This is a genomic window from Nocardia sp. NPDC004722 (genome assembly GCF_053601505.1).
On the sequence record NZ_JBSGBY010000062.1, the window covers coordinates 1 to 21,718 of the forward strand.

Consider the following 21,718-nt stretch of genomic DNA (forward strand, 5'->3'; position numbering starts at 1 on the left):
CGACCACGATCTGCCCGCCCGCGCCCGCCACATCGGCGAGGTGGCGACGGCGCGCTTCGCCGAACTGGCGCAGCGGGTTCCGGCCATCGGCGAGGTGCGCGGCCGGGGCGCGATGCTGGCCCTGGAATTCGTACGACCCGGCACCACCGAACCCGACGCCGCGCTCACCGCCGCCATCGCCAAGCGCTGCCTCGAGCAGGGTGTCATCACCCTGACCTGCGGCACCTACGGCAATGTGATCCGCCTGCTGCCGCCGCTGGTGATCACCGACGAACTGCTCGACGACGCGCTGACGGTGCTGTGCACCGCCATCGCCGAACTCGCCGCGAACCCGGTCTAGGAGAACGATGTTGGAATACGACCGGATCAGCGACCTGATCCCCACCGGTGTCTGGATCGACGGCGCGGCCGCGCCCGCCGTCTCGGGATCCTCGTTCGCGGTGCGCAACCCGGCCACCGGCGAGGTGCTCACCGAGGTCGCCGACGCCTCCGGCGCGGACGCCCTGCGCGCCCTGGACTCGGCCTGCCGCGTCCAATCCGAGTGGGCCGCAACCGCTCCGCGCGAGCGCGCGGTGATCCTGCGTCGCGCCTGGGAGATCCTCATGGAGCGCACCGAGGAGATCGCGCTGCTGATGACCTTGGAGATGGGCAAGACCCTCGCCGAGGCGCGCGGCGAGGTCGCCTACGGCGGCGAGTTCCTGCGCTGGTTCAGCGAGGAGGCGGTCCGCATCGGCGGCCGCTACACCGACTCCCCCGCCGGAACCGGACGCATCCTGGTCACCAAGCAGCCGGTGGGCCCGTGCCTGGCGATCACGCCGTGGAACTTCCCGCTGGCCATGGGTTCCCGCAAGATCGGCCCCGCGCTGGCCGCGGGCTGCACGGTGATCGTGAAGCCCGCCGAGGACACCCCGCTCACCATGCTGGCGCTGGCCCGCGTCTTCGCCGACGCCGGACTGCCCGCGGGCGTGCTGTCGATCGTGCCCGGCAGTGACGCCGCGGCCATCACCGCGCCCCTGCTGGCCGACCCGCGCCTGCGCAAGGTGACCTTCACCGGTTCCACCCGGGTGGGCAAGCTGCTGCTGCGCCAGGCCGCCGACACCGTTCTGCGCACCTCGATGGAGCTGGGCGGCAACGCGCCGTTCATCGTGTTCGAGGACGCGGATCTGGACGAGGCGCTGGCCGGGGCCATGGCCGCCAAGATGCGCAACGGCGGCGAGGCGTGCACCGCGGCCAACCGCATCTACGTGCACAATTCGATCCGCGCGGAGTTCGCGGCGCGGCTCGCGGAGAAGATCGGCGCGCTGCGTGTCGGTCCCGGCTACGAGCCCGGCGTGGACACCGGCCCCCTGATCAACGAGCGCCAGCGCAACACCGTCGCCGCGCTCGTGCAGGACGCGGTAGAGGCCGGCGCGGTGATCCGCACCGGCGGCAAGGCCATCGACGGCCCCGGCTGGTTCTTCCAGCCCACCGTCCTCGACGATGTGCCGCGCACCGCCCGCATGCACCGCGAGGAGATCTTCGGACCCGTCGCCGCCATCTATGGTTTCGACACCGAGGAGGACGTGGTGGCCGCGGCCAACGACACCGAATACGGTTTGGCCGCGTACTTCTATACCCGCGACCTCGATCGCGCGCTGCGGGTGTCGAATGCTTTGCAGGCCGGGATGGTCGGCGTCAATCGCGGCGTCATCTCCGATCCGGCCGCCCCGTTCGGCGGGATCAAACAGTCCGGTCTGGGCACCGAGGGTGGCTCCGAGGGGATCGACGAATACCTCGACACCAAATACGTCGCGCTGACGCGTTGACGTCCCCCGGCGCACCGGCCCCTGAGCCGGATCCCGCGCCCACCCGATCCCGGCCCCCACTGCGCCGGATCGGTTCTCCATCGGCGAGGTGGCGCCGCCGTCCGAAAGGACGTGCGGCGCGACCAGACCCAGTTCCAGGAGCTTGGATGCTCGTGCAGAATGCCTCCGAGGCGACAGTGCCGTCGCGTGATACTCGAGATGCCGCCAGCGGCAAGGGATTGGCCACCAACAAGGTGGGCACCATTGCCGGAGCCGTCTTGAGTATCGCGTCCATCGCGCCCGCCTACACCACCACCGCCAGTCTCGGCCTGATCGTGGCCGCGGTCGGTCTGAAGATGCCCGCGCTGCTGATCGCCGGGTTCATCCCGATGTTCCTGGCGGCCTACGCCTATCGCGAGTTCAGTGCCGAAACCCCCGACTGCGGGGCGTCGTTCACCTGGTCGGCGCGGGCGCTGGGCCCCTACGTCGGCTGGATGGCGGGCTGGGGCTCGGTGATCGCCGTGGTCATCGTGCTCGCCAATATCGCGGCTGTGGGCGCGCAGTTCCTCTACCTGTTCATCGGACGGCTCACGCATTCGGAATCCATTGCCGCCCTGGGCGACAACAAGCTGATCAATATCGTGACCACGCTGGCCTTCCTGGCGGCGGCCGGGTGGGCGGCCAGCCGCGGGATCAGCTCCAGCGAACGCGCCCAGTACATTCTGGTCGGGTTCCAGCTGGTGGTGCTGCTGCTGTTCGCGGGCATCGCGCTGAGCAAGGCGGTCACCGGGGACGCGCCGTCGGGGCTGAGCTTCGACATCGACTGGTTCAACCCGTTCACCGGACTCACCCTGGGCGCGTTCGCGATCGGGCTGATCGGGTCGGTGTTCATGTACTGGGGCTGGGACACCGCGCTGACCCTCGGCGAAGAGTGCAAGGATCCGCAGCGCACCCCCGGACGCGCCGGACTGCTGTCGATCCTGACCGTGCTCGGGACGTATCTCCTGCTGGCCGTAGCCCTCATGTGGTACGCGGGCGTCGGCGACACCGGCATCGGCCTGAGCGGTGACGCCGCGCACGACAACGTCTTCGGCGCATTGGCCGAGCCGATCATGGGCAGTGCGGGCGAGCTGCTGCTGTTCGCCGCGGTGCTGGTCTCCACCATCGCGAGCCTGCAGGCCACCTTCCTGCCCGCGGCGCGCGCCATGCTGGCCATGGGCACGTTCAAGGCGCTGCCGCCGCGCTTCGCCAGCGTGCACCCGGAATACCAGGTGCCGCGTTTCGGGACCGCGGTCGCCGCGATCGTGGCGGGCGGCTTCTACGCCATCACCGCGCTGCTGTCGCAGCACGTGCTGCTGGATACCATCGCGGCACTGGGCATCATGATCTGCTGGTACTACGGCATCACCGCCTTCGCCTGCGTCTGGTACTTCCGCGAGCGCTGGTTCGCCTCGGCCCGCGACTTCCTGTTCAAGCTGCTGTTCCCGCTGCTGGGTGGCACCATGCTGCTGGTCGTGTTCGGCATCTCGGTGCGCGAGAGCCTCAAGCCCGAAGTCGGCAGCGGCGCCTCGATTTTCGGGATCGGTTTGGTGTTCTACCTGGGCTTCGGGATTCTCGTGCTGGGCGCGGTGCTCATGCTCGCGCAGCGTCTGCGGCACCCGGAGTACTTCCGCGGTGAAACCCTGCCGCGTGCCGTGTCCGGCGATCCCATGCCGTCGTAGCCGAACAGCCCTCTCCCCCAGACCATTTCGAGAAGGAGTAGTCATGAACGTCATCACCTGTTTCGAACCGCCCGTCTCGCACGCCCGCGTCGACGCGCCCGTCCGTGAGCCGCTGCGCGTGGCCCTCGTTCAGCATCGCTGGCAGGCCGATGCCGCGGCCCTGCGCGCCGAACTGAACGACGGCATCGCCAAGGCCGCCGAACTCGGTGCCAAGGCGGTGTTCCTGCCCGAGGTGACCTTCAGCAAGTACCCCGCCTTCGTGCGCGGCGGCGACAACCCGGCCGCCCACGCCGAGGATCCGGAGACCGGCCCGACCTTCACCTTCGCCGCCGAGGCGGCCGTCGAGCACGGCATCTTCGTGCACGCCTCGCTCTACGAGCGCGCCGATCAGGGCGACGGGCTCGGCTTCAACACCGCGATCCTGGTGTCCCCCAAGGGCGAACTGGTCGGGCGCACCCGCAAGCTGCACATCCCCATCAGCGCGGGCTACTACGAGGACACCTACTTCCGAGCGGGCCCGGCCACCGACGAGGCGTACCAGCCGCACAGCCACGCCGACCTCGGCGACGTCCGCATCGGCATGCCGACCTGCTGGGACGAATGGTTCCCGGAAGTGGCCCGCATGTACTCCCTCGCCGGAGCGGACGTGATCGTCTACCCGACCGCCATCGGCTCGGAGCCCACCTTCCCCGCCTTCGACACCCAGCCGCTGTGGCAGCACGTGATCGTCGGCAACGGCATCACCGCGGGCACCTTCATGATCGTGCCCAACCGCTACGGCGACGAAGGCGAAATCACCTTCTACGGTTCGTCTTTCATCTCCGACCCCTACGGCCGGATCCTGGTGCAGGCCCCGCGCGACGAATCCGCGGTACTGGTCGCGGACCTGGACCTCGATCAGCGCAAGGACTGGCTGACGCTGTTCCCGTTCCTCGAGACCCGCCGCCCCGACACCTACGCGCGCCTGACCGCGCCGGTCGAGCGCGACTACCCGTTCGGGCGGGCGTGATGACCGCCGCACGGCGGATGCCCGCCGAGCACGCGCCGCACAAGCGCACCTGGATGGCGTTCCCGCCGGTGGGTTCGGAGATCACCGCGACACCGGAGGCCGTCGCCGAGGCGCGCGACGCCTGGTCGGCCGTCGCGCACGCGGTAGCGGAGTTCGAACCGGTGACCATGGTCGTCGATCCCGCCGACGTCGCCGACGCCCGGCGAATGCTGTCGAGCGCGATCGACCTGCTCGAAGCTCCGCTGGACGACGCGTGGATGCGTGACATCGGCCCGACCTTCGTGCACGCCGCCGACGGGTCGGTGGCCGCGGTCGACTGGGTCTTCAACGGGTGGGGCCAACAGGATTGGGCCCGCTGGGACAAGGACTCGGCCATCGGCCGGGCCGTCGCCACGGCGGCCGGGGTGCCGATCATCGACTCGCCGCTGGTGAACGAGGGCGGCGGCATCCAGGTCGACGGCGCGGGCACGGTCATCCTGACCGAGACCGTGCAGCTGGATCCCTTCCGCAACCCCCGGCTGACCAAGGCCGACGTGGAAGCCGAACTGCGACGCACCCTCGGCATCGAGACCGCGCACTGGCTGCCGCGCGGGCTGTGGCGGGACTCGCAGCGCTTCGGCACCCGCGGGCATGCCGACATCGTGGCTGCGCTGCCGTCGCCGGGTGTGGTGCTGGTGCACGATCAGCGCGACCCCGAGCATCCCGACCACGAGCTCAGCCGCGAGCTCGTCAAGCAGTTCGCCGCCGAAACCTCTTCCACCGGAACGCCTTACGAGGTGATCCCGGTGCCCGCCCCGCGCACGCTGCGCGATGAGGAGGGTTTCGTCGACTACAGCTACATCAACCACTACGTCTGCAACGACGCGGTCATCCTGTGCGCCTTCGACGATCCCTCCGATGCCGAGGCCGCCGAGATCATGGCCCGGGTGTACCCCGGCCGTCGCATCGTGCTCGTCGACGCCCGCCCGATCTTCGCGCGCGGCGGCGGCATCCACTGCATCACCCAGAACGAGCCGCTCGCGGCTCGCTGACCCGCACCCCGGTCGCGGGGGTGATCCGGCCCGCGGACGCCGATTCGGCGAATGAGGGGCGGGCCGGCTCACCGAAACGGCGTGGGCACGCTCGTGACCGCGCGCACATACTGAAATAGCAACCATCGGGTTATCCCCCGATGTCGAATTACCGGTAAGGAGCTCTCGTGGCTGTCATCACTCGTGACGTCGTGATCGTCGGGGCCGGACCGTCCGGTCTGACCGCTGCCGCCGAACTGCGGAAGGCCGGACTGTCGGTGGCCGTGCTGGAGGCCCGCGATCGGGTCGGCGGCCGCACCTGGACCGGGGACATCGACGGCGCCATGATCGAGGTCGGCGGCCAGTGGCTCTCGCCGCACCACACCGCCGCGCTCGCCCTGGTCGAGGAACTCGGGCTGTCGACCTTCTCCCGCTACCGGGACGGCGAGTCGGTGTATCTCGCCGCCGACGGCACCCGGCAGCAATTCACCGGCGATGTGTTCCCCGCGCCCCCCGAGACCGCCGCCGAGATCGACCGGCTCCTGGCCCTGCTCGACAAGCTGGCCGCCGAGGTGGGTGCCGAGGAACCGTGGGCGCATCCGCAAGCGGAGGAACTGGATTCGATCCCGTTCAGCCTGTGGTTGGAGCGTGAGTCCGACAACGAATACGCCCGTGAGACGGTGTCGTTCTTCGTCGCCGGCGCCATGCTGACCAAGCCCGCCCACACCTTCTCCACCCTGCAGGCGCTACACATGGCCGCCGCCCAGGGCTCCTACACCTCGCTCGCCACCGACACGTTCATGCTCGACAAGCGCGTCATTGGTGGCATGCAACAGGTTTCGCGGCGGCTGGCCGCTTCGCTGGGCGCGGACGTGCACCTGAACGCGCCGGTCCGCAAGATCCGCTGGTCCGACACCGGCGTCACCGTCTTCGCCGACGGCGACCTCGAGGTGCACGCCGACCGCGTGGTGCTGGCCGTGCCGCCGAACCTGTACGCGGGCATCAGCTTCGATCCCCCGCTGCCGCGCCGCCGCCACCAGATGCACCAGCACATGTCCTTCGGCTTCGTGGTCAAGGTGCACGCGGTGTACGAGACCCCGTTCTGGCGCGAGAAGGGCCTGTCCGGAACCGGTTTCAGCGACACCGACCTGGTCTCGGAGGTCTACGACAACACCAACCACGGCGTGGACAACGGCGCGATGGTCGGCTTCATCGCCCACACCCAGGCCGACCTCTACTTCTCGATGGACGCCGCGCAGCGCAAGCAGGCGGCCCTCGACTGCCTGGTGCGCTACCTGGGCCCGGAGGCCGCCAACCCGGTCGTGTTCTACGAATCCGACTGGGGCACAGAGGAATGGACCCGCGGCGCCTACGGCGTCAGCTTCGACCTCGGCGGCATGACCCGCTACGGCCGCGACCACCGCGACCCGGTCGGCCCCATCCACTTCTCCTGCTCCGACCTGGCCGGGCACGGCTTCCAGCACGTCGACGGCGCGGTCCGCATGGGCCAGCGCACCGCCGCCGCCATCGTCGCGGCCCGCGCCCTGGTGTAAGCAGCACGGGAGCCGCCGACCCCTCATCGGTCAGCGGCTCCCGGCTCGGGAATGGGGTGGTCAGCCCCAGCGGATGGTCTAGCGGTTACGGGTCAGCTGGCGGTCCAGATGGTCCGCGGCAATGCCGTGCGCCAGCTGTTCGAGCAGAACTCCGGCTTCCCGCAGGCACACCCGCGGATCCGGCTCGATATCCGTCAGCGCGTAGGCGTCGTCGATACCGAAGCGCCGCAACATGTCCCGGTCGATCTCGCATCGCCCGGACACCGCGACGACCGGCACCTCGGCCCGCCATGCCTCCCGGGCGACCCCGATGGGAGCCTTACCGTAGAGGGTCTGCTCATCCAGGGAACCCTCACCGGTGATCACCAGTCGAGCACCGGCCAGCACGTGCGCGAAATCCAGCTGCTCCAAAATGATTTCGATCCCGGGCCGAATCGTCGCCCCGAGAAACGCCAGCGCCGCGAACCCGACCCCGCCGGCCGCGCCCGCCCCGCGCCGATCCGCCGCGTCGATGCCCAGGTCGCGCCGGGCGATCTCCGAGAACCGAGCCAGCCCGGCTTCCAAAGCCTCGATCTCACGCGGCCCAGCCCCCTTCTGCGGGCCGAAAATCTGTGCGGCGCCGCGCTGCCCGAGTAGTGGGTTGTCCACATCGGAGGCCACCACGACGGGGACTCGCAGCAGGTCGGTGGTGTCGATGCGCGCCAGCCGCCGCAACGCCGCCCCGCCCGGCGCGACCGGGCGGCCCGACGCATCGAGCAGTCTGGCACCGAGCGCGGTGAGCATCCCCGCTCCCCCGTCGGTGCAGGCACTGCCACCCAACCCCAGCACCACCCGCCGCGCCCCGCGCCGCACCGCGGTCCGGATGAGCTCTCCCGTCCCCGCGCTGGTCGCGGTCAACGCGGTCGTGGGTGTCGGCCGATCCGGCAACCGCCGCAGCCCGGAAGCTTCGGCGAGCTCGACCACCGCGTCGGCACCCCGCATCGCGAAGGACGCGATCACCGGATTCCCCACCGGCCCGGTCACATTGGTCTGCAACCCCGAATACCCGCCAGCGACCAAGGCCGCCACGGTCCCGTCCCCACCATCCGCGACCGGCACCGTCACCACGGGTATATCGGGCCGCGCCCGCCGCAACCCGGCCGCCAGATGCGCGGCCACCTGAGGCGCGGTCAACGACCCCCGAAACTTGTCCGGGGCCACGACCACATGCCCCTCCATCCACCCCCGGCGCACCCCGCCCCGCGGCTGAATCATGGTAGGGCCCCGCCAATCCGGTCGGCGTCACGACAGTCCACAACGCCCGCTGAACCGACTTTGTCTTGCAGGGCGAACCTCGCTCCGGCCCGCTCCCTCCAGCCCCGGCGCACTCCCCCACATAGCTCGATCATCGCTCCGCCCCGCGGGTTCGGCCGGAGTCGCGGAAGCGAATTCCCGTACGCGGCGAGATCATGACTCGTTCCCGCTGATTCGGGTTGCGTCGGCGCGGCTGATGGCGCAGACCGGGTCGAGACCGCTGCGGCTGGGCATCCGGAGCCAGCCGAATTCGTCGCGGCCAGCGGGCGAGGCGGGGCCGGGGCCGTCGTTCGCGCCGTCCGCGCCGAGGTCCTCGCGGCTCATAGTCGGCGGCCGATCGACTCGCAATCGGGTTGCGGCGCAGGGGTTTCCGTAGGGGTGGCCGGGCCGGTGGTCTCGACGACGGGCATCTGCACCGTGTAGCGGTCGATCACCCAGCCGGTGGGCCAGGCCATTTCGCCGTGGCCGTGCTGGTCCAGCCAGTGCGGGGGGCGGGTCATGGTGTCGTTCACGCGGTTGCCTCACCGGAATCGGCCTTGCCCGGGTCGGTCTTGCCGGAGAGGGTTTCGGCGACCAGGAGGAGGGCGGAGTGGTCGAGGGAGCCGTGGCCCATGGCGCGGGCTGCGGCGATGAGCTGGGCGGTGAGCGCGCCCATCGGGATGGTGACCTCGGCGGCGCGGGCGGCGTCGGTGACGATGCCCATGTCCTTGTGGTGCAGGTCGATGCGGAAGCCGGGCCGGAAGTCGCGCGCCAGCATGGACTTTCGCTTCAGTTCGAGGATCTTGCTGCCCGCGAGGCCACCCGCGAGCACGTCGAGGCCCTTGGCGGCGTCCGCGCCCAGGCTCTCCATGAGCACGATCGCCTCGGCGACCAGGGCGTAGGTGCCGCCGACGATGAGCTGGTTGGCGGCCTTCACGACCTGACCGGAACCGTTGGGTCCTACCAGTTCGTATGTTTTGCCGACCGCGGCGAACACCGGCTTCGCGGCCTCGAAGTCCTCCGCCGAGCCACCGACCATGATCGAGAGCGCGGCATTGACGGCCCCCGGCTCACCGCCGCTGACCGGCGCGTCCAGCACCCGCAGCCCGTGCTTCGCGCCCTCGGCCGCGGTCCATTCCGACGTCTGCGGGGTGACGCTGGAGAAATCGATATAGAGCGCACCGGGTTTCGCGTGCGGCAGGATCTCGGCGAACACCGCACGGACCTGCTCGTCCTGCGGCAGCATCGTGATCACGATGTCCTTGCCGTCGACGGCCTCGGCCACACTCGCGGCGGCGATCCCACCGGCGGCCACCAGCTTCTCCACCGCGGCGGCCGAGCGGTTGTACCCGGTCACCTCGTGGCCCGCGGCCACCAGATGCCCGGCCATCGGGCCGCCCATGATACCGAGCCCGATGAATCCGATGCTGCTCACTCGATCCAACTCCAATCCTCTTCGGGGTCCTTGTATTCCAGGCCGATCCAGCCGTCGTAACCGACGGCGTCGAGTGCGGCGAACAGGCTCTCGAAGTCGAGCGTGCCGGTACCGGGGCGGCTGCGCTCGGGCGCGTCCGCGATCTGCACATGCCCGATCAAGGGTGCATGGGTCGCGATGACGCGGTGGAGGTCCTCGCCCATGCGGGCGAGATGGTAGAGGTCGCAGAGGAATCGGAGATTGGGAGCGCCGACCGCGTCGATCACCTCGACGGCGCGTGCGGCCGACACGATCGGATAGTCCGGCGATTCAATGGAATTGAGTGCTTCCAGCACCACCTGCGCGTCGATGCGCGCGGCGGCGCGAGCGGCCAGCGTCAGATTCTCCAGCGCCAGCTCGTCTTGCAGCGCCGGATCGACACCGGGAATCCGGTTGCCGTACAACGCATTCAACGAGCGGCATCCCAGCCGCTCGGCGATTCCGACGGTCACGTCGATATTGTCCCGGAATTCGGATTCCCGTCCGGGTACGGACACCAGTCCCCGTCCGGCGGGCACCAGGTCGATGAAGTTCAGCCCGACCAGCTGTACCCCGGCCTCGGCGACGGCGGCGACGAACGCGTCGACCTCCCTGTCCCCGGGCACCGGGTTCTCGCCGAAGGGCCACCAGAATTCGACCGCGTCGAACCCCGCCGCCTTCGCCGCCGCAGGACGCTCCAGCAGCGGCAGGTCGGTGAACAGGATCGAGCAGTGCACGTCGAATTTCCGAAGCGCGCCGTCGGCGGTGTACTTCATCCCGCGATTTCCTCCCGGTAGCTCTGCCAGCTCCCGAAATCGGTGATGTCGACGATCTCCGGATCGGCCAGGGTCGGGCGGCGCAACATCATCGACAACACGGAGCGGTTGTCGTCCAAGGCAATCACACCCAGCTCGAGCTTCGGTGATTTGGAGGGCAACAGGCGATTGCGCAGCACCTCCATCGGCACGTCGAACAGTTCGCCCGCGATCGGCACGCCACCGTAGGCCACCGGGTGCAGGCCCGGGAAGCGGTCGTCGACCGAATAGAAGCGGTACTGCGGCGCGGTCTTGACCTCTCCGGCGAAGGGTGCCCCCTCGAGCAGGTAGTTGAGGGGTCCGCCGCGCATGGCACCCCCGTTCAGGAAGATCAAAGGCATTACCGTGGTTCCTCTTTCACTAGCAGCCCGACCGGGGAATCCGGCACGGTCACCTCGGGCACCACGATCGCGTCGCGGTGGATCGGCCCGCCGTGGGCGCCCAGGGGAATCCCCGAGCCCCCACGGCGGACCGCGACGATCTCGGCGGCGATGGAGACGGCTGTCTCCTCCGTCGTATGCCCGCCCAGATCGAGTCCGATGGGCGACTTCAACCGCGCCAGTTCGGTTGTCGTCATCCCGACCGCACGAAGTCGCTGGAGACGATCCTCGTGCGTGCGCCGGGAACCCATCGCACCCACGTACGCCACCGGCAGGCGAAGCGCCACCTCCAGTAGCGGCACATCGAATTTGGCGTCGTGAGTGAGTACACACAGCGCGGTCCGGGCATCGACCTGGGTCCGCGCCAAATACAGGTGGGGCCATTCCACGACCACCTCGTCGGCGTCCGGGAAGCGGGCGCGGGTGGCGAAGACCGCCCGCGCGTCGCACACGGTGACGTGGTAGCCGAGGAATTTGCCGATCTTCGCCACCGCGGCCGCGAAGTCGATCGCCCCGAAGACGATCATGCGCGGTGGTGGCACGTGGGATTCGACGAGAACGGTGACCTGGCTGCCCTCACAGCCGATGGTCCGTACCGCGGTCTGGCCGGTGTCGAGCAGCGCCTGGGCTTGCGTCACTACCCGCTCGTCGAATTCGGCTCCGGCGTTCCACCAGGTGCCCAGCGCCATGATGGCGCCGTTGTCGAGGTCGCGCACGAGTGCGACGGCCTCCCCCTCAGCTCGCAGGACCTTGTCCACCGCATCGCGATTGGCCTCGGTCACCGACTGGACGAACACCTGAATGGTTCCGCCACAGGTCAATCCGACCGCGAAGGCGTCGGAATCGCTGTAGCCGAACGTTTCCCGAAAGGATCGGCCGGTCGCCAGCGACTCGCGGCACAACTCGTAGACCGCGCCCTCCACACAGCCACCGGAAACGCTTCCGATGACGGTGCCGTCGGCATCCACGGCCAGGGCCGCGCCGATCGGTCGGGGTGCGGAGCCACCGATCCCGATGACCGAGGCGAGGGCGTAATCCTTGCCCGCCTCATGCCATTCGAGCAGTTGTGCCGCGATGTCACGCATTGCTGACTCCCTAGAAGGCCATTTCGATGGCGTTGATGCCGAAGTAGGCGACGAACACGACGCTCACCACGGCCACCAGCCAGTGGATCTCACGGAACTTGCCGCGGGCCAGCTTGATCACGGTGTAGGCGATCAGACCGGCGCCGACACCATTGGTGATCGAGTAGGTGAACGGCATCAGGACGATGGTGAGGAACGCCGGGATGGCGACCTCGAGATCGTTCCAGTCGATCTTGCGGGCCTGGGTCATCATCAGCGCGCCGACCAGCACCAGGGCGGGAGAGGCGGCCTGAATCGGCACCACGGCCGCGATCGGGGTGAAGAAGACTGCGGCGCAGAACAATCCGCCGGTGATCACGCTGGCGAAACCGGTACGGGCACCCTCACCGACACCCGTCGCGGACTCGACGTACACCGTGGAACCCGCGCCACCGGTGACGCCGCCGATGATCTGCGCGACACCGTCGACGGTCAGGATCTTGCCCATGCCGGGCACCTGACCCTTCTCGTCCACCAGGCCGGCCTCGTCACAGACGCCGAAAACCGTTCCCATGGCATCGAAGAAGCCGGTCAGCACCAGGGTGAACAGCACCACGGTGGCGGTCATCGCGCCGGCGGTGGCGAAACCACCGAACAGGTCGATGTGGCCGATCAGACCGAAATCCGGTGCGGCGAAAAGCGACTTCGGCTTCTCCGGCACGACGGTGCCCCACTGCTTCGGGTCGATCTTCGCCATCGAGTTGACGATGATCGCGAGCACGGTGGAGATGGCGATGCTGATCAGGATCGCGCCCGGCACCTTGCGGATGAACAGCGCCAGCATGAGCAGCAGGCCGACCGCGAAGATCACCGTGGGCCAACCGGACAGATGCCCGTCCACACCCAGCGTCACCGGGGTACCGGCGCCCTTGCCGACCACGCCCGAGGACGCCAGGCCGATCATGGCGATGAACATGCCGATGCCGACACCGATGGCGTTCTTCATCGCCAGCGGAATGGCATTGATGATCATCGTCCGCAGGCCGGTCGCGGCCAGGATGACGATCACGATGCCCATCAGCACCACCAGGCCCATGGCCTGCGGCCAGGTCATGTGCGGTGCCGCCTGGAAGGCGACGACGGGGACCAGTCCGAGTCCGGCGGCCAATGCGAGGGGCACATTGCCGACGATGCCCATGAGGACGGTGGTCAGACCCGCCGAGAAGGCGGTCGTGGTGGTCAGCTGAGCGATGCTCAACTTGTCGCCGTGAATGTCGGTGACGCCACCGAGAATCAGCGGCACCAGCAATATGACATACGCCATAGCGACGAATGTCGTGATGCCACCGCGGATTTCACGCGATAGTGTGGTCTTGCGCTCGGAGAACCGAAACAGCTTGTCGAGCGGATTTACCCGCGTTTCCGACGTCGTGATCGGTGACTGAGTCTGGGTCATGGCTGCCCTCCTATGGGCGTAGCCGACCAGCGGCACGGATGCTGGGGATGTCCCGAGCCGCGGATTCGGTGATGCTTGTTGTGGGGTCTTTACCGCTAGATACGGACTTGCCCCTGTTAATCAACTTTTCCGGATGCTGTTTTCCGGACTCACGGGAACCGTGGTGGGGTTCCCGGTGCCGCCCCGCTGCGGCAGGCATCGCGAATCGCTGCGGCGATCGCAGGCGTCTAGGAGAGCATGGGTGGCTCTCCGGATACTGCGGGGGATCGTCAGGGTCAGTGGGTCTATCTGAACGTCATCGGTGCTCCTGTCGCATGATTCGCCTGCGGGCGTCGGCGCCAGCGCGTCCGACCGCATCCTGCGGCATGGTTTGCAGTTCGTCGTCGGCCACGACGGTGTTGCCACCGACGAGCAGCCGGGCCAAAGGAGGCTGGGGGCCGAACACCAACGCGCACACCGGATCCTCGAGCGCGGCCCGGAAGCCGTCCACCCGCCAGACCGCGATATCGGCCAGTTTCCCGACCTCGAGCGAACCGATCTCGTTGTGCCGACCAAGATTTCGAGCACCACCCAAGGTGCCGACCTCGAGCGCCTGACGCGCGGTCATGGCGCGGGGTCCGCGCACGGCGCGCTGGAACAGCAGCGCCTGACGCATCTCCCCGGCCATGGACGTCAACTCAGCAGAGGCCGCACCATCGACACCGAGCCCGACGGGCGCACCCGCCGCCAGCAGATCGGTGACCCGCGCGATCCCCGCACCCAGGCGGGCGTTCGAGGTCGGGCAGTGCGCCGAACCGGTACCGGTCTTGGCGAAGGCCGCGATGTCCTTGTCGTGCAGGTGAACCGCGTGTGCGAACCACACGTCGTCACCGAGCCAGCCCAGCTTCTCCATGTATTCGACAGGCGTGCAACCCATCTGCTCGATGCAGTGTTCTTCCTCGTCGAGGGTCTCAGCGAGATGAGTATGCAAACGGACCCCGTGCTTGCGAGCCAGCGCGGCGGATTCCACCATCAGACCCTCCGACACCGAGAACGGTGAGCAAGGGGCGACGGCCACGCGCAGCATGGAATCGAACGACGGGTCGTGATAAGTCCGGATGATCTCCTCGGTATTGGCGAGGATCGCGTCGCGGTCCTCCACCACCTCATCCGGCGGCAGACCACCCTGCGACTGCCCACGATCCATCGAACCGCGGCACGGGTGGAAGCGCAGGCCGATCTCGCGCGCCGCGCGCACCTCCGCCTCGAACAGATCGCCACGGCCCTGCGGAAACAGGTAGTGGTGATCGGTGGAGGTGGTGGTGCCGGTCAGCGCCAGCCAGCCCAGGCCCGCCTGCGCCGCGCCGTGCACGATCTCCGCGTCCATCGTGGCCCACAGCCGGTAGAGCCCGGTCAGCCACTCGAACAGGGTCGCGTCCTGAAACAGTCCCTGGGTGGCCCACTGGTAGAGGTGGTGGTGGGTATTCACCAGGCCCGGGGTCACCAGGCAACCGGTGCCGGAGAGGCGGTCAGCACCCACCACCGTCGGCGCCGGTCCCGCGCCGAGAGCTTCGATCCGCCCGTCGTCACCAACGACCAGATAACCGTTGGGGATCTCGTCACCGACAACCGGTGCGATATAAGCGTTTTCAATGACCAACTTACTCATTCGTGCCCGTCTTCTGTCCGTATTGCGTGTTCCGACAACTAAACTCGGCTGACGCGCGCACGAAAAACGACGATTCATCCCAATTTGCCAACCGGTTCGCTCGGCGGCATTTGTAGATTTATCCAGAAACTATCGCAGCAGATGTGAACAAGATCCGGGCACTTTCAATCATTCTTACCGCGCGTATCGCCAAACGAATTCGCGGGCTATACCTTTTCCGGCCGGACGGGCGGCGGACTCGGTGTCGAACCCGCCGCCCCGGTGATCGATGCCGAGCGCGGTCAGGCCGGAACCGTGTGGCTGACCGGAGTGCCGATGCCGGAAGCCAGTGGGTCACCGGGATATTGGTAGAAGCGTCCCGGCAGGCCGGATTCGACGCCGTAGCCGATGCCGAGCCCTTCCAACTCGCCCTGCCATGGACTACGACGCGATCATCGATGCCCCGGCCAAGCTCTCATCGGATAATCGGCACGTCACAGTAGGAGCCGCGCCAGTTCGGCAGGGTTGGACATCATGGCCATGTGGCCACCGTCCATCTCGATCGGCTCGATACCCAGCCGTTCGCGTACGAGGCCGCGCATGAAGTCGGCGGGGAAGAAGCGGTCGTCTCGCAGCAGCACGAATCGAGTGGGGACGTCGGGCCAGGCGGGCAGCGGCCACGGTTGCCCCATCGGCGTGGCGGACTGGCCACGCTCGTATTGCACTGCCTCGGAATGCTGTTCGAGCGTCAGCAGGTTATAGAACACGTCGTCATCGCCGGAGGTCCGGTGCCCGGTGTTGGCCCACCAGTCGCCCGGGGTCTCGCCGGGGGCCGGGATCATCGCGGATACCAACACCATTCGCTCCACCGGCACCCGATCGCAGACCAGCGGTGCGGTGAACCCGCCGAAGGAGTGCGCCACCAGAACCACATCTCGACGCATGCCGATGGCCTCCACCACCGCGTCGGCGTACTCGCGCAACCCTGCGGTGTCGTCCTCGCTGGGTAGCTGTACCGGGACGGCGTCGTGGCCGAGGCCGCCCAGTTCGTCGGCCACCCGCCGCCAGTAGCCCGCGTCGCATCCGGCACCGGGGATCAGCATGAACGTGGTCATTTCCTTTTGATACCAAGGCCGACCGACAGTATCCCTGCTCTGCGGTGTCCTTCGGGTGCAGGGACGCTCCAGATTCCCTGCTACCCGCCGCGCGTGGGCTCAGGGTTCGAGGTCGACAACGCCTGTGCCGGTGGGGATGTCGAGGGGGACCGAGACCTGGTCGTGGGTGATCAGCCAGGTGCCGTCGATCTTGCGGAGGCCGTAGGTGACGCGGACCCACATGCCGGTGGTGGGTGTCCCGTTCGCCAAAGTGCCGCTCAGGCGGGCGAAGCCGTGGCCGAAGGCCACGTCGCCGCCTTCGGTGAAGGTGAGGTCGCGGAGCTCGTAGGTGACGGTCTCGAAGATCTGGAACACTCTCGCCCAGTTCGCCAGCTTCGCGGCGACGCCTACGTGTTGCAGTGGCGGCTCGATATCGAAGGACACGACATCGGTGCTGTACAGCCGCCCGACGGCGTCGAGATCTTTGGCCGCCAGCGCTTCGATCACCTTGTCGATGTGCTTGTCGAGTTCGGACATGATGGCTCCTCAGGAGTTGACGAGAGTGGTTGCGGCGCTGGACCGCAACGGTGCGAGCGCGGTGGTCCAGGCAATGACCTGATCCAGTGTCTTGCCCAGGGCGTCGGTCTGCCGGTCGTCCGCGACGAAGGTGTTGTTCTCGAAGTCGGTGAGCACGGAGACCGTGACCTGGTAACCGACATCGGCCATGCCCAGCGTGCCGCACACCCCGCGCAACTGTGCCACCGAGCGGGCGCCGCCGTTCACTCCGTAGGAGACGAATCCGACTGCCTTGTCGACCCATTCGGCGAAGACATGGTCGAGCGCGTTCTTCAGGATCCCGGGGTAGCCGCCGTTGTACTCCGGGGTCACGATCACGAAGCCGTCGAAAGCACCGACCCGCGCGGCCCAGGCGCGAGTGTGCGCGTTGGACGAGGGGCCGAACATCGGCGGTACGGGCTCGTCGAAATGGGGCAGCGGGTGATCGCGCAGATCGATCAGCTCGTATTCCGCGTCGCCGCGCGCCGACGCGGACTCCAGCACCCACTGGGCGATCTGTGCGCCCCTGCGGTTGGGCCGAGTGCTGCCGAGGATGATGCCGATCTTGGTCATGTCCGGAACTCCTGCTCTGTCGAAAGTGCTACCACCTCTCGACGAATCAACCGGACGAAATGTCAGACCCGGGTGAACAACCCGCCCTATTCGGCCCGGCGGAGCTCGGGGAAGGTGGCGGGCTCGTCCGCGTCGGCGATGACGAAAGCGTTGCCGCCCAGCCGTTTTGCGCGGTACATGGCGGAGTCGGCGCGGTGCAGCAGGCGACGGAAGGCGGCTTCGGTCCATTCGGTGTCGGGTCGCGAGGCGTCGAGGATCGCGATGCCGATGCTGGCGGTGACCGTGACGGGCAGGCCGGGGGTGGTTTCGATGGCGGCGCGCAGGCGCTCGCCGACGGCCGCGGGGTCCTCGCGCAGACAGCCGACGACGACGAATTCCTCACCGCCGGTGCGGGCTACGAGGGCGTCGGCTTCGACGCTGGTGCGCAATCGCCGGGCGGTGTGCACCAGCACCTCGTCGCCGGCCGAGTGCCCGAAGGTGTCGTTGATCGTCTTGAATCGGTCCAGGTCGACCGAGGCGACGTATCCGGACAGGCGGCCGCAGCGGCCGATGTGCGCGGCCAGCGAGGAGTCGAGGCCGCGGCGGTTGAGCAGCGTGGTCAGCGGATCCGACAGCGCGTCCACGCGCACGATCCAGTGGCAGAGCTGCACGAACGGCAGGATGACGCCGACCACGACGACCATCACCAGAATGATGTCGAGGCCCAAGGCCAGATCCTGGTATCGGCCTTGTGCCTCACCGCGCCCGGTACTGGGCAGGCGACCGGTTGCGATCAGCGCGCCGAGCGTCACCGCCGCCAGCATCGACCACGCGACGTGCAGGGCCAGCACCCGCGGCCCGTGGAACACGGTCACGTATCCGCCGATCGCCATCAACAGCACGATCCCCAGCACCGCGACCACACGGTCGTGCGCCAGCAGGTTGTTGGCGGCGGTGTCGAGGTCGAACAGGGCGATCCAGATCAGCGATTCGATCTCCCGCGGCCACGGCAGCAACCACCAGCGCAACGTCCACACCCCGGCCACCGTGGCCTCCACCGCGCCCTGCCAGCCCAGCGGTCCGGACATGTCGCCCTGCGCGACGGCGGCCAGCACCGCGATCAGGAGCATGACGATGCCCCCGGCACCGAGCATGATCTTGAATCCGCGTAACGCGGAGTGGGATTGGAGGGTGTCGACCAGCCAGCGGTAATCGACCCGGTCGTGCCACCAGGTTCGATACAGCGATCGAGCGTCGGTCATAAACCGCCTCGGGGCGTCAGGAGATCCTCTGATTCGGCTGGCGTATTCGAGACTCTTTGCGCAGGCTATGAGGATTTCGCGGGTTTGGCAACGTGAGCTTTCGAGCGGCCCGCAGACCGCATGATTCCGGTCACCGCCCGGGTACCGGTCGAAAGTACCTAAGCGCGACAGATTCTCCGCCCGCCGGCTCTCAATAACGTTGTCACCAGTAAGAACAAACCCGGAACGACCTGGAGAATCCCATGCCTTACTTCGACTCGCACGACGGCACCCGGCTGCACTACCAGGACTGGGGTACCGGCCAGCCGGTGCTGTTCCTCGCGGGCGGCTGGCTCAGCAGCACCTCCTGGGAATTGCAGATGCTGCCGCTGTCCCGGCAAGGACTGCGCACGCTGTCCTACGACCGGCGCGGCCACGGCAAGTCCGACTGGGTCGGGCACGGCTACGACTACGACACGCTCTCCGAGGATCTGGCGGCCTTCCTGGAACACCTCGACCTGCGCGATGTGGTGGTTGTCGCGCACTCCATGTCCGGCGGTGAGCTGGTCCGCTACCTGACCCGGCACGGCAGCGACCGGATCGACCGGATCATGCTGGTCTCCTGCACCCTGCCGTTCATGGCGCAGACCGACGACAACCCCGACGGGGTCCCCCGGGCCATCGCCGACGCGGTGAACGCGGCCCGCGCCGCCGACCGCCCGCTCTGGATGGAACAGAACGCCCAGGCGTTCTTCGCCACCCACCTCGGCAACCAGGTCTCCTCCGCCCGCATCGCCTGGATGGTCCAGAAGTGCATGGACTGCTCCCTGCTCGCGGCCGACGAGATCATGGAGACCATCTACACCGCCGACTTCCGCGACGAACTCCGCGCGATCACCCTGCCCACCATGATCATTCACGGTGACGCCGACGCCTCCGCGATCATCGACCTCTGCGGCCGCAAGACCAAGGACCTGATCCCGGTGAACACCTACAAGGAATACCCGGCCGCAGGCCACGGCATCATGATCACCCACGCCGCCCAGCTCAACGCCGACATCGTCGACTTCATCAAGTCCTGACGGCTACCGGTCGAACACCCCGGCCGCGAGCCCCGCAGCGAACGAATCCCATTGCCCCGGCGCGAAAACCAGCGCCGGGCCGCTGGGATCCTTCGAATCCCGAACCCCCACAGCCCCTTCCACCAGCCAAGCGACCTCGACGCAGTCCCCTTGGCTCCCGCTGTAACTGCTCTTGAACCACGCGGCTCCGTCATTGATGGTCATGCCCATACTCCTTGATAACCCGGCGGATCAGTTCTCGGGTCGGCGCATCCTCCAGCGCGGTGCTGCGAATGGCCGCCGCCAGTTCACTGTAAAGCCGGACCTCGTCCGGCTTTTCGAGGTAGACGTCCTGGGCAGGACCGCCTTCGATATACACAATCGGAGGTTCGGTGCGTTCACCATCGGCCTCGAACTCGAGGAGGGTGAACGAGCCGCGCGGCATGCCCCACGTAATCCCGGCCGCGAACGGATGCACCCGCACAGAAACATTGGCCAGCTTGGAAACCTCGGCAAGGTGGCGAAGCTGCGCCGCCATGATCGGGCGGCTGCCGATCACCCGATGCAGCGCGGATTCGTGCAGCAGCACCTCGAGCTCGACGGGGCGTGTCTTGCGAGTGACGATGACTTGACGCTTCATTCGATGCTCGACCCTGCGGTCGATGTCAGTGCGGCTGGTGAACCCGGGATACGCACCGATGACAGCTCGGGCGTAGTCGGAGGTTTGCAGCAGTCCCGGAATGTGTTCGTGATACGTGAGCAGCCGATGCGCGGCAGCCTCGAGTCCCGTGTACATATTGAACGCGTCGGAGTACAGACCCCCGTATGCGTGGTACCAACTTTGCGTCCGCGCGATCGTCGCCAGGTCGATCGCCGCACGCAGGTCTGCGGGGCCGACCCCGTACACCTCGCACAGCGCACGCACATCCTGTTTGCGCACCTTTTGAGTCTGCCCGGCCTCGATCCGTTGCAGCGCCGACGCCGAGAGATCCACCAGCTTCGCCGCCGCGGCGATGGTGAATCCGTTCGCCTCCCGGCAATCTCGGAGAAAGCGGCCCAATTGCCGTCGCGGCAAGGTGGAACCCGAGGCCGCATCCGACGCGTCCATGTCATTGTCGCTGGCCATGCCGACTTCCTCATCATCGAATCCGGGTGGATCAGGTCGCGAAATCGGGTGCTACAGAGACCATTATCGGATAGCGGGCTGGGCTTTCGGGTGACTTTCGATCGGGTACCCGATTTTGCGGCAACCGGTTTGGCCCCGGTGGTGTGCTGGACAGGCAACGGCGACAGGGAGGAGAGCGTGATGTCCAGCGAGAGCCCTTGGGCGGTCCAGTCCATCATCGAGCGAATCGAGTCGGAGCGGCAGCGGGGTGGGCGGGTCGCGCGGCGGCGGCCGACGCCGCATCGGAGACGCACGCCGAGCGTGTGGCGGTATGCCCTCGGGTTGTTGGAGCTGGCGTTGTTCGGTGATGGCGCGGCGGGATCGGGGGCTCGTCATGCCGTGCGATGACCGCGAGCGGATCGAGTTGCAGGTGATTCAGGATGTGCTGGACACCGTAGAGGCGCGGATTCGGGAGATGGAGCGGCGCGGGTGGCGGTTGACGGTGCCGCGCTCGCGGGTTTACGCCACGATCCTGCTGGCGGTCGTGGTGAGCGCACGCGAGGCGCACCGCCTTCCGGCCACGCTGGATCACGCCGCGATCCTGGATGAGATCCTCGATGGCGCTGAGCCATTCGGAATCCGAGAGGCCCGGCAACCGATCGAGGACGCCATTCGCGGCTACGCCACCCCCGCGAACTGAGCGGACGCGTCCCACCGGGTCGTCCTGGTGCGGCCCCTAACCCCTAGCTACAGTGAGCGTAATATTTGCCGCCGCAGCGAAGGGAGCAGCGTGACCAGCACACCGACACGACGGAGCAAGGCGTACGCCCCGCGCATGTCCCCCGAGGAGCGGCGCGAGCAGCTGCTGGACCTCTGGGGAAATCGGGGCGGTCACGATGAGCGACAAGCAGGCCGCAGTGGCGATCGTGGGCTACGGATCCGCGGGCCGCCAGCACACAGCTGCGA

The 21,718-nt window shown here is 67.8% G+C and carries 24 protein-coding genes; 9 read left to right on the plus strand and 15 right to left on the minus strand.

The features are described 5' to 3' along the window. The 6 genes from ACWELQ_RS09615 to ACWELQ_RS09640 all read left to right on the plus strand — a co-directional run. On the plus strand, nt 1–340 hold a 340-nt coding region (locus tag ACWELQ_RS09615; RefSeq protein ID WP_452396590.1), incomplete at its 5' end, for an aminotransferase class III-fold pyridoxal phosphate-dependent enzyme. Between the two features lie 7 nt (nt 341–347). Beyond that, nucleotides 348–1,805 (plus strand): NAD-dependent succinate-semialdehyde dehydrogenase, encoded by a 1,458-nt coding sequence (locus tag ACWELQ_RS09620; protein ID WP_452396591.1) that lies wholly within the window; start codon nt 348–350, stop codon nt 1,803–1,805. A gap of 146 nt (nt 1,806–1,951) precedes the next feature. Then, entirely contained in the window at nt 1,952–3,505 is a 1,554-nt protein-coding gene (locus tag ACWELQ_RS09625) for an APC family permease (RefSeq protein WP_452396592.1), read from the plus strand. A 43-nt stretch (nt 3,506–3,548) separates the two neighbouring features. Then, on the plus strand, nt 3,549–4,514 hold the full coding sequence (locus ACWELQ_RS09630; protein WP_452396593.1) for a nitrilase-related carbon-nitrogen hydrolase: 966 nt from the start codon (nt 3,549–3,551) through the stop codon (nt 4,512–4,514). Further along, nucleotides 4,514–5,545, plus strand: a complete 1,032-nt coding sequence (locus tag ACWELQ_RS09635; RefSeq protein WP_452396594.1) for an agmatine deiminase family protein — start codon at nt 4,514–4,516, stop codon at nt 5,543–5,545. Before ACWELQ_RS09630 ends, ACWELQ_RS09635 begins: the two co-directional genes overlap by 1 nt. A gap of 167 nt (nt 5,546–5,712) precedes the next feature. After that, nucleotides 5,713–7,077, plus strand: a complete 1,365-nt coding sequence (locus ACWELQ_RS09640) for a flavin monoamine oxidase family protein (protein WP_452396595.1) — start codon at nt 5,713–5,715, stop codon at nt 7,075–7,077. A gap of 78 nt (nt 7,078–7,155) precedes the next feature. Here ACWELQ_RS09640 and ACWELQ_RS09645 read toward each other — a convergent pair whose 3' ends face one another. From ACWELQ_RS09645 to ACWELQ_RS09705, 13 genes are all read right to left on the minus strand, one after another. Beyond that, on the minus strand, nt 7,156–8,331 hold the full coding sequence (locus tag ACWELQ_RS09645; RefSeq protein ID WP_452396596.1) for a glycerate kinase: 1,176 nt from the start codon (nt 8,329–8,331) through the stop codon (nt 7,156–7,158). A 359-nt stretch (nt 8,332–8,690) separates the two neighbouring features. Continuing rightward, the gene (locus tag ACWELQ_RS09650) at nt 8,691–8,882 is read right to left on the minus strand and encodes a hypothetical protein (RefSeq protein ID WP_452396597.1); all 192 of its coding nucleotides are present in this window, start codon (nt 8,880–8,882) and stop codon (nt 8,691–8,693) included. After that, on the minus strand, nt 8,879–9,784 hold the full coding sequence (locus ACWELQ_RS09655; RefSeq protein ID WP_452396598.1) for an NAD(P)-dependent oxidoreductase: 906 nt from the start codon (nt 9,782–9,784) through the stop codon (nt 8,879–8,881). The genes ACWELQ_RS09650 and ACWELQ_RS09655 overlap by 4 nt, the downstream gene beginning before the upstream one ends. Continuing rightward, the gene (locus ACWELQ_RS09660) at nt 9,781–10,578 is read right to left on the minus strand and encodes a hydroxypyruvate isomerase family protein (protein ID WP_452396599.1); all 798 of its coding nucleotides are present in this window, start codon (nt 10,576–10,578) and stop codon (nt 9,781–9,783) included. The genes ACWELQ_RS09655 and ACWELQ_RS09660 overlap by 4 nt, the downstream gene beginning before the upstream one ends. Then, the gene (locus ACWELQ_RS09665) at nt 10,575–10,958 is read right to left on the minus strand and encodes an allophanate hydrolase-related protein (protein ID WP_452396600.1); all 384 of its coding nucleotides are present in this window, start codon (nt 10,956–10,958) and stop codon (nt 10,575–10,577) included. The genes ACWELQ_RS09660 and ACWELQ_RS09665 overlap by 4 nt, the downstream gene beginning before the upstream one ends. Then, the gene (locus tag ACWELQ_RS09670; RefSeq protein ID WP_452396601.1) at nt 10,958–12,082 is read right to left on the minus strand and encodes an XdhC family protein; all 1,125 of its coding nucleotides are present in this window, start codon (nt 12,080–12,082) and stop codon (nt 10,958–10,960) included. The genes ACWELQ_RS09665 and ACWELQ_RS09670 overlap by 1 nt, the downstream gene beginning before the upstream one ends. 10 nt (nt 12,083–12,092) lie before the next feature. Next, nucleotides 12,093–13,517, minus strand: coding sequence for an NCS2 family permease (locus ACWELQ_RS09675; protein ID WP_452396602.1), 1,425 nt, complete (start codon nt 13,515–13,517; stop codon nt 12,093–12,095). A 295-nt stretch (nt 13,518–13,812) separates the two neighbouring features. Next, nucleotides 13,813–15,165, minus strand: a complete 1,353-nt coding sequence (locus ACWELQ_RS09680; protein ID WP_452396603.1) for an 8-oxoguanine deaminase — start codon at nt 15,163–15,165, stop codon at nt 13,813–13,815. 281 nt (nt 15,166–15,446) lie between these two features. Then, nucleotides 15,447–15,569, minus strand: coding sequence for a hypothetical protein (locus tag ACWELQ_RS09685; RefSeq protein ID WP_452396604.1), 123 nt, complete (start codon nt 15,567–15,569; stop codon nt 15,447–15,449). A gap of 69 nt (nt 15,570–15,638) precedes the next feature. After that, complete coding sequence (locus tag ACWELQ_RS09690; RefSeq protein WP_452396605.1) at nt 15,639–16,259, minus strand: alpha/beta fold hydrolase; 621 nt, start codon at nt 16,257–16,259, stop codon at nt 15,639–15,641. 99 nt (nt 16,260–16,358) lie between these two features. Continuing rightward, a complete protein-coding gene (locus tag ACWELQ_RS09695; protein WP_452396606.1) occupies nt 16,359–16,775 on the minus strand; it encodes a YybH family protein in 417 nt (138 codons plus the stop codon). Between the two features lie 9 nt (nt 16,776–16,784). Further along, the gene (locus ACWELQ_RS09700; RefSeq protein WP_452396607.1) at nt 16,785–17,366 is read right to left on the minus strand and encodes an NADPH-dependent FMN reductase; all 582 of its coding nucleotides are present in this window, start codon (nt 17,364–17,366) and stop codon (nt 16,785–16,787) included. An 86-nt stretch (nt 17,367–17,452) separates the two neighbouring features. Then, nucleotides 17,453–18,607, minus strand: a complete 1,155-nt coding sequence (locus ACWELQ_RS09705; RefSeq protein ID WP_452396608.1) for a diguanylate cyclase domain-containing protein — start codon at nt 18,605–18,607, stop codon at nt 17,453–17,455. Between the two features lie 242 nt (nt 18,608–18,849). Between ACWELQ_RS09705 and ACWELQ_RS09710 the strand changes: the two genes are divergently transcribed. Continuing rightward, nucleotides 18,850–19,668: an alpha/beta fold hydrolase gene (locus ACWELQ_RS09710; RefSeq protein ID WP_452396609.1), complete on the plus strand. Its 819-nt coding sequence runs from the start codon at nt 18,850–18,852 to the stop codon at nt 19,666–19,668. Between the two features lie 3 nt (nt 19,669–19,671). Here the strand turns inward: ACWELQ_RS09710 and ACWELQ_RS09715 are convergent, their stop codons facing one another. Together ACWELQ_RS09715 and ACWELQ_RS09720 are read right to left on the minus strand one after the other, a co-directional pair. Then, entirely contained in the window at nt 19,672–19,872 is a 201-nt protein-coding gene (locus ACWELQ_RS09715; protein ID WP_452396610.1) for a DUF397 domain-containing protein, read from the minus strand. Next, complete coding sequence (locus tag ACWELQ_RS09720; protein ID WP_452396611.1) at nt 19,859–20,773, minus strand: helix-turn-helix domain-containing protein; 915 nt, start codon at nt 20,771–20,773, stop codon at nt 19,859–19,861. Before ACWELQ_RS09720 ends, ACWELQ_RS09715 begins: the two co-directional genes overlap by 14 nt. 180 nt (nt 20,774–20,953) lie before the next feature. On the opposite strand from ACWELQ_RS09720, the gene ACWELQ_RS09725 reads away from it, so the two are divergent. Both ACWELQ_RS09725 and ACWELQ_RS09730 read left to right on the plus strand, forming a co-directional pair. After that, nucleotides 20,954–21,160: a hypothetical protein gene (locus tag ACWELQ_RS09725; protein ID WP_452396612.1), complete on the plus strand. Its 207-nt coding sequence runs from the start codon at nt 20,954–20,956 to the stop codon at nt 21,158–21,160. Next, complete coding sequence (locus ACWELQ_RS09730) at nt 21,147–21,452, plus strand: hypothetical protein (RefSeq protein WP_452396613.1); 306 nt, start codon at nt 21,147–21,149, stop codon at nt 21,450–21,452. The genes ACWELQ_RS09725 and ACWELQ_RS09730 overlap by 14 nt, the downstream gene beginning before the upstream one ends. Nucleotides 21,453–21,718: the final 266 nt, after the last annotated feature.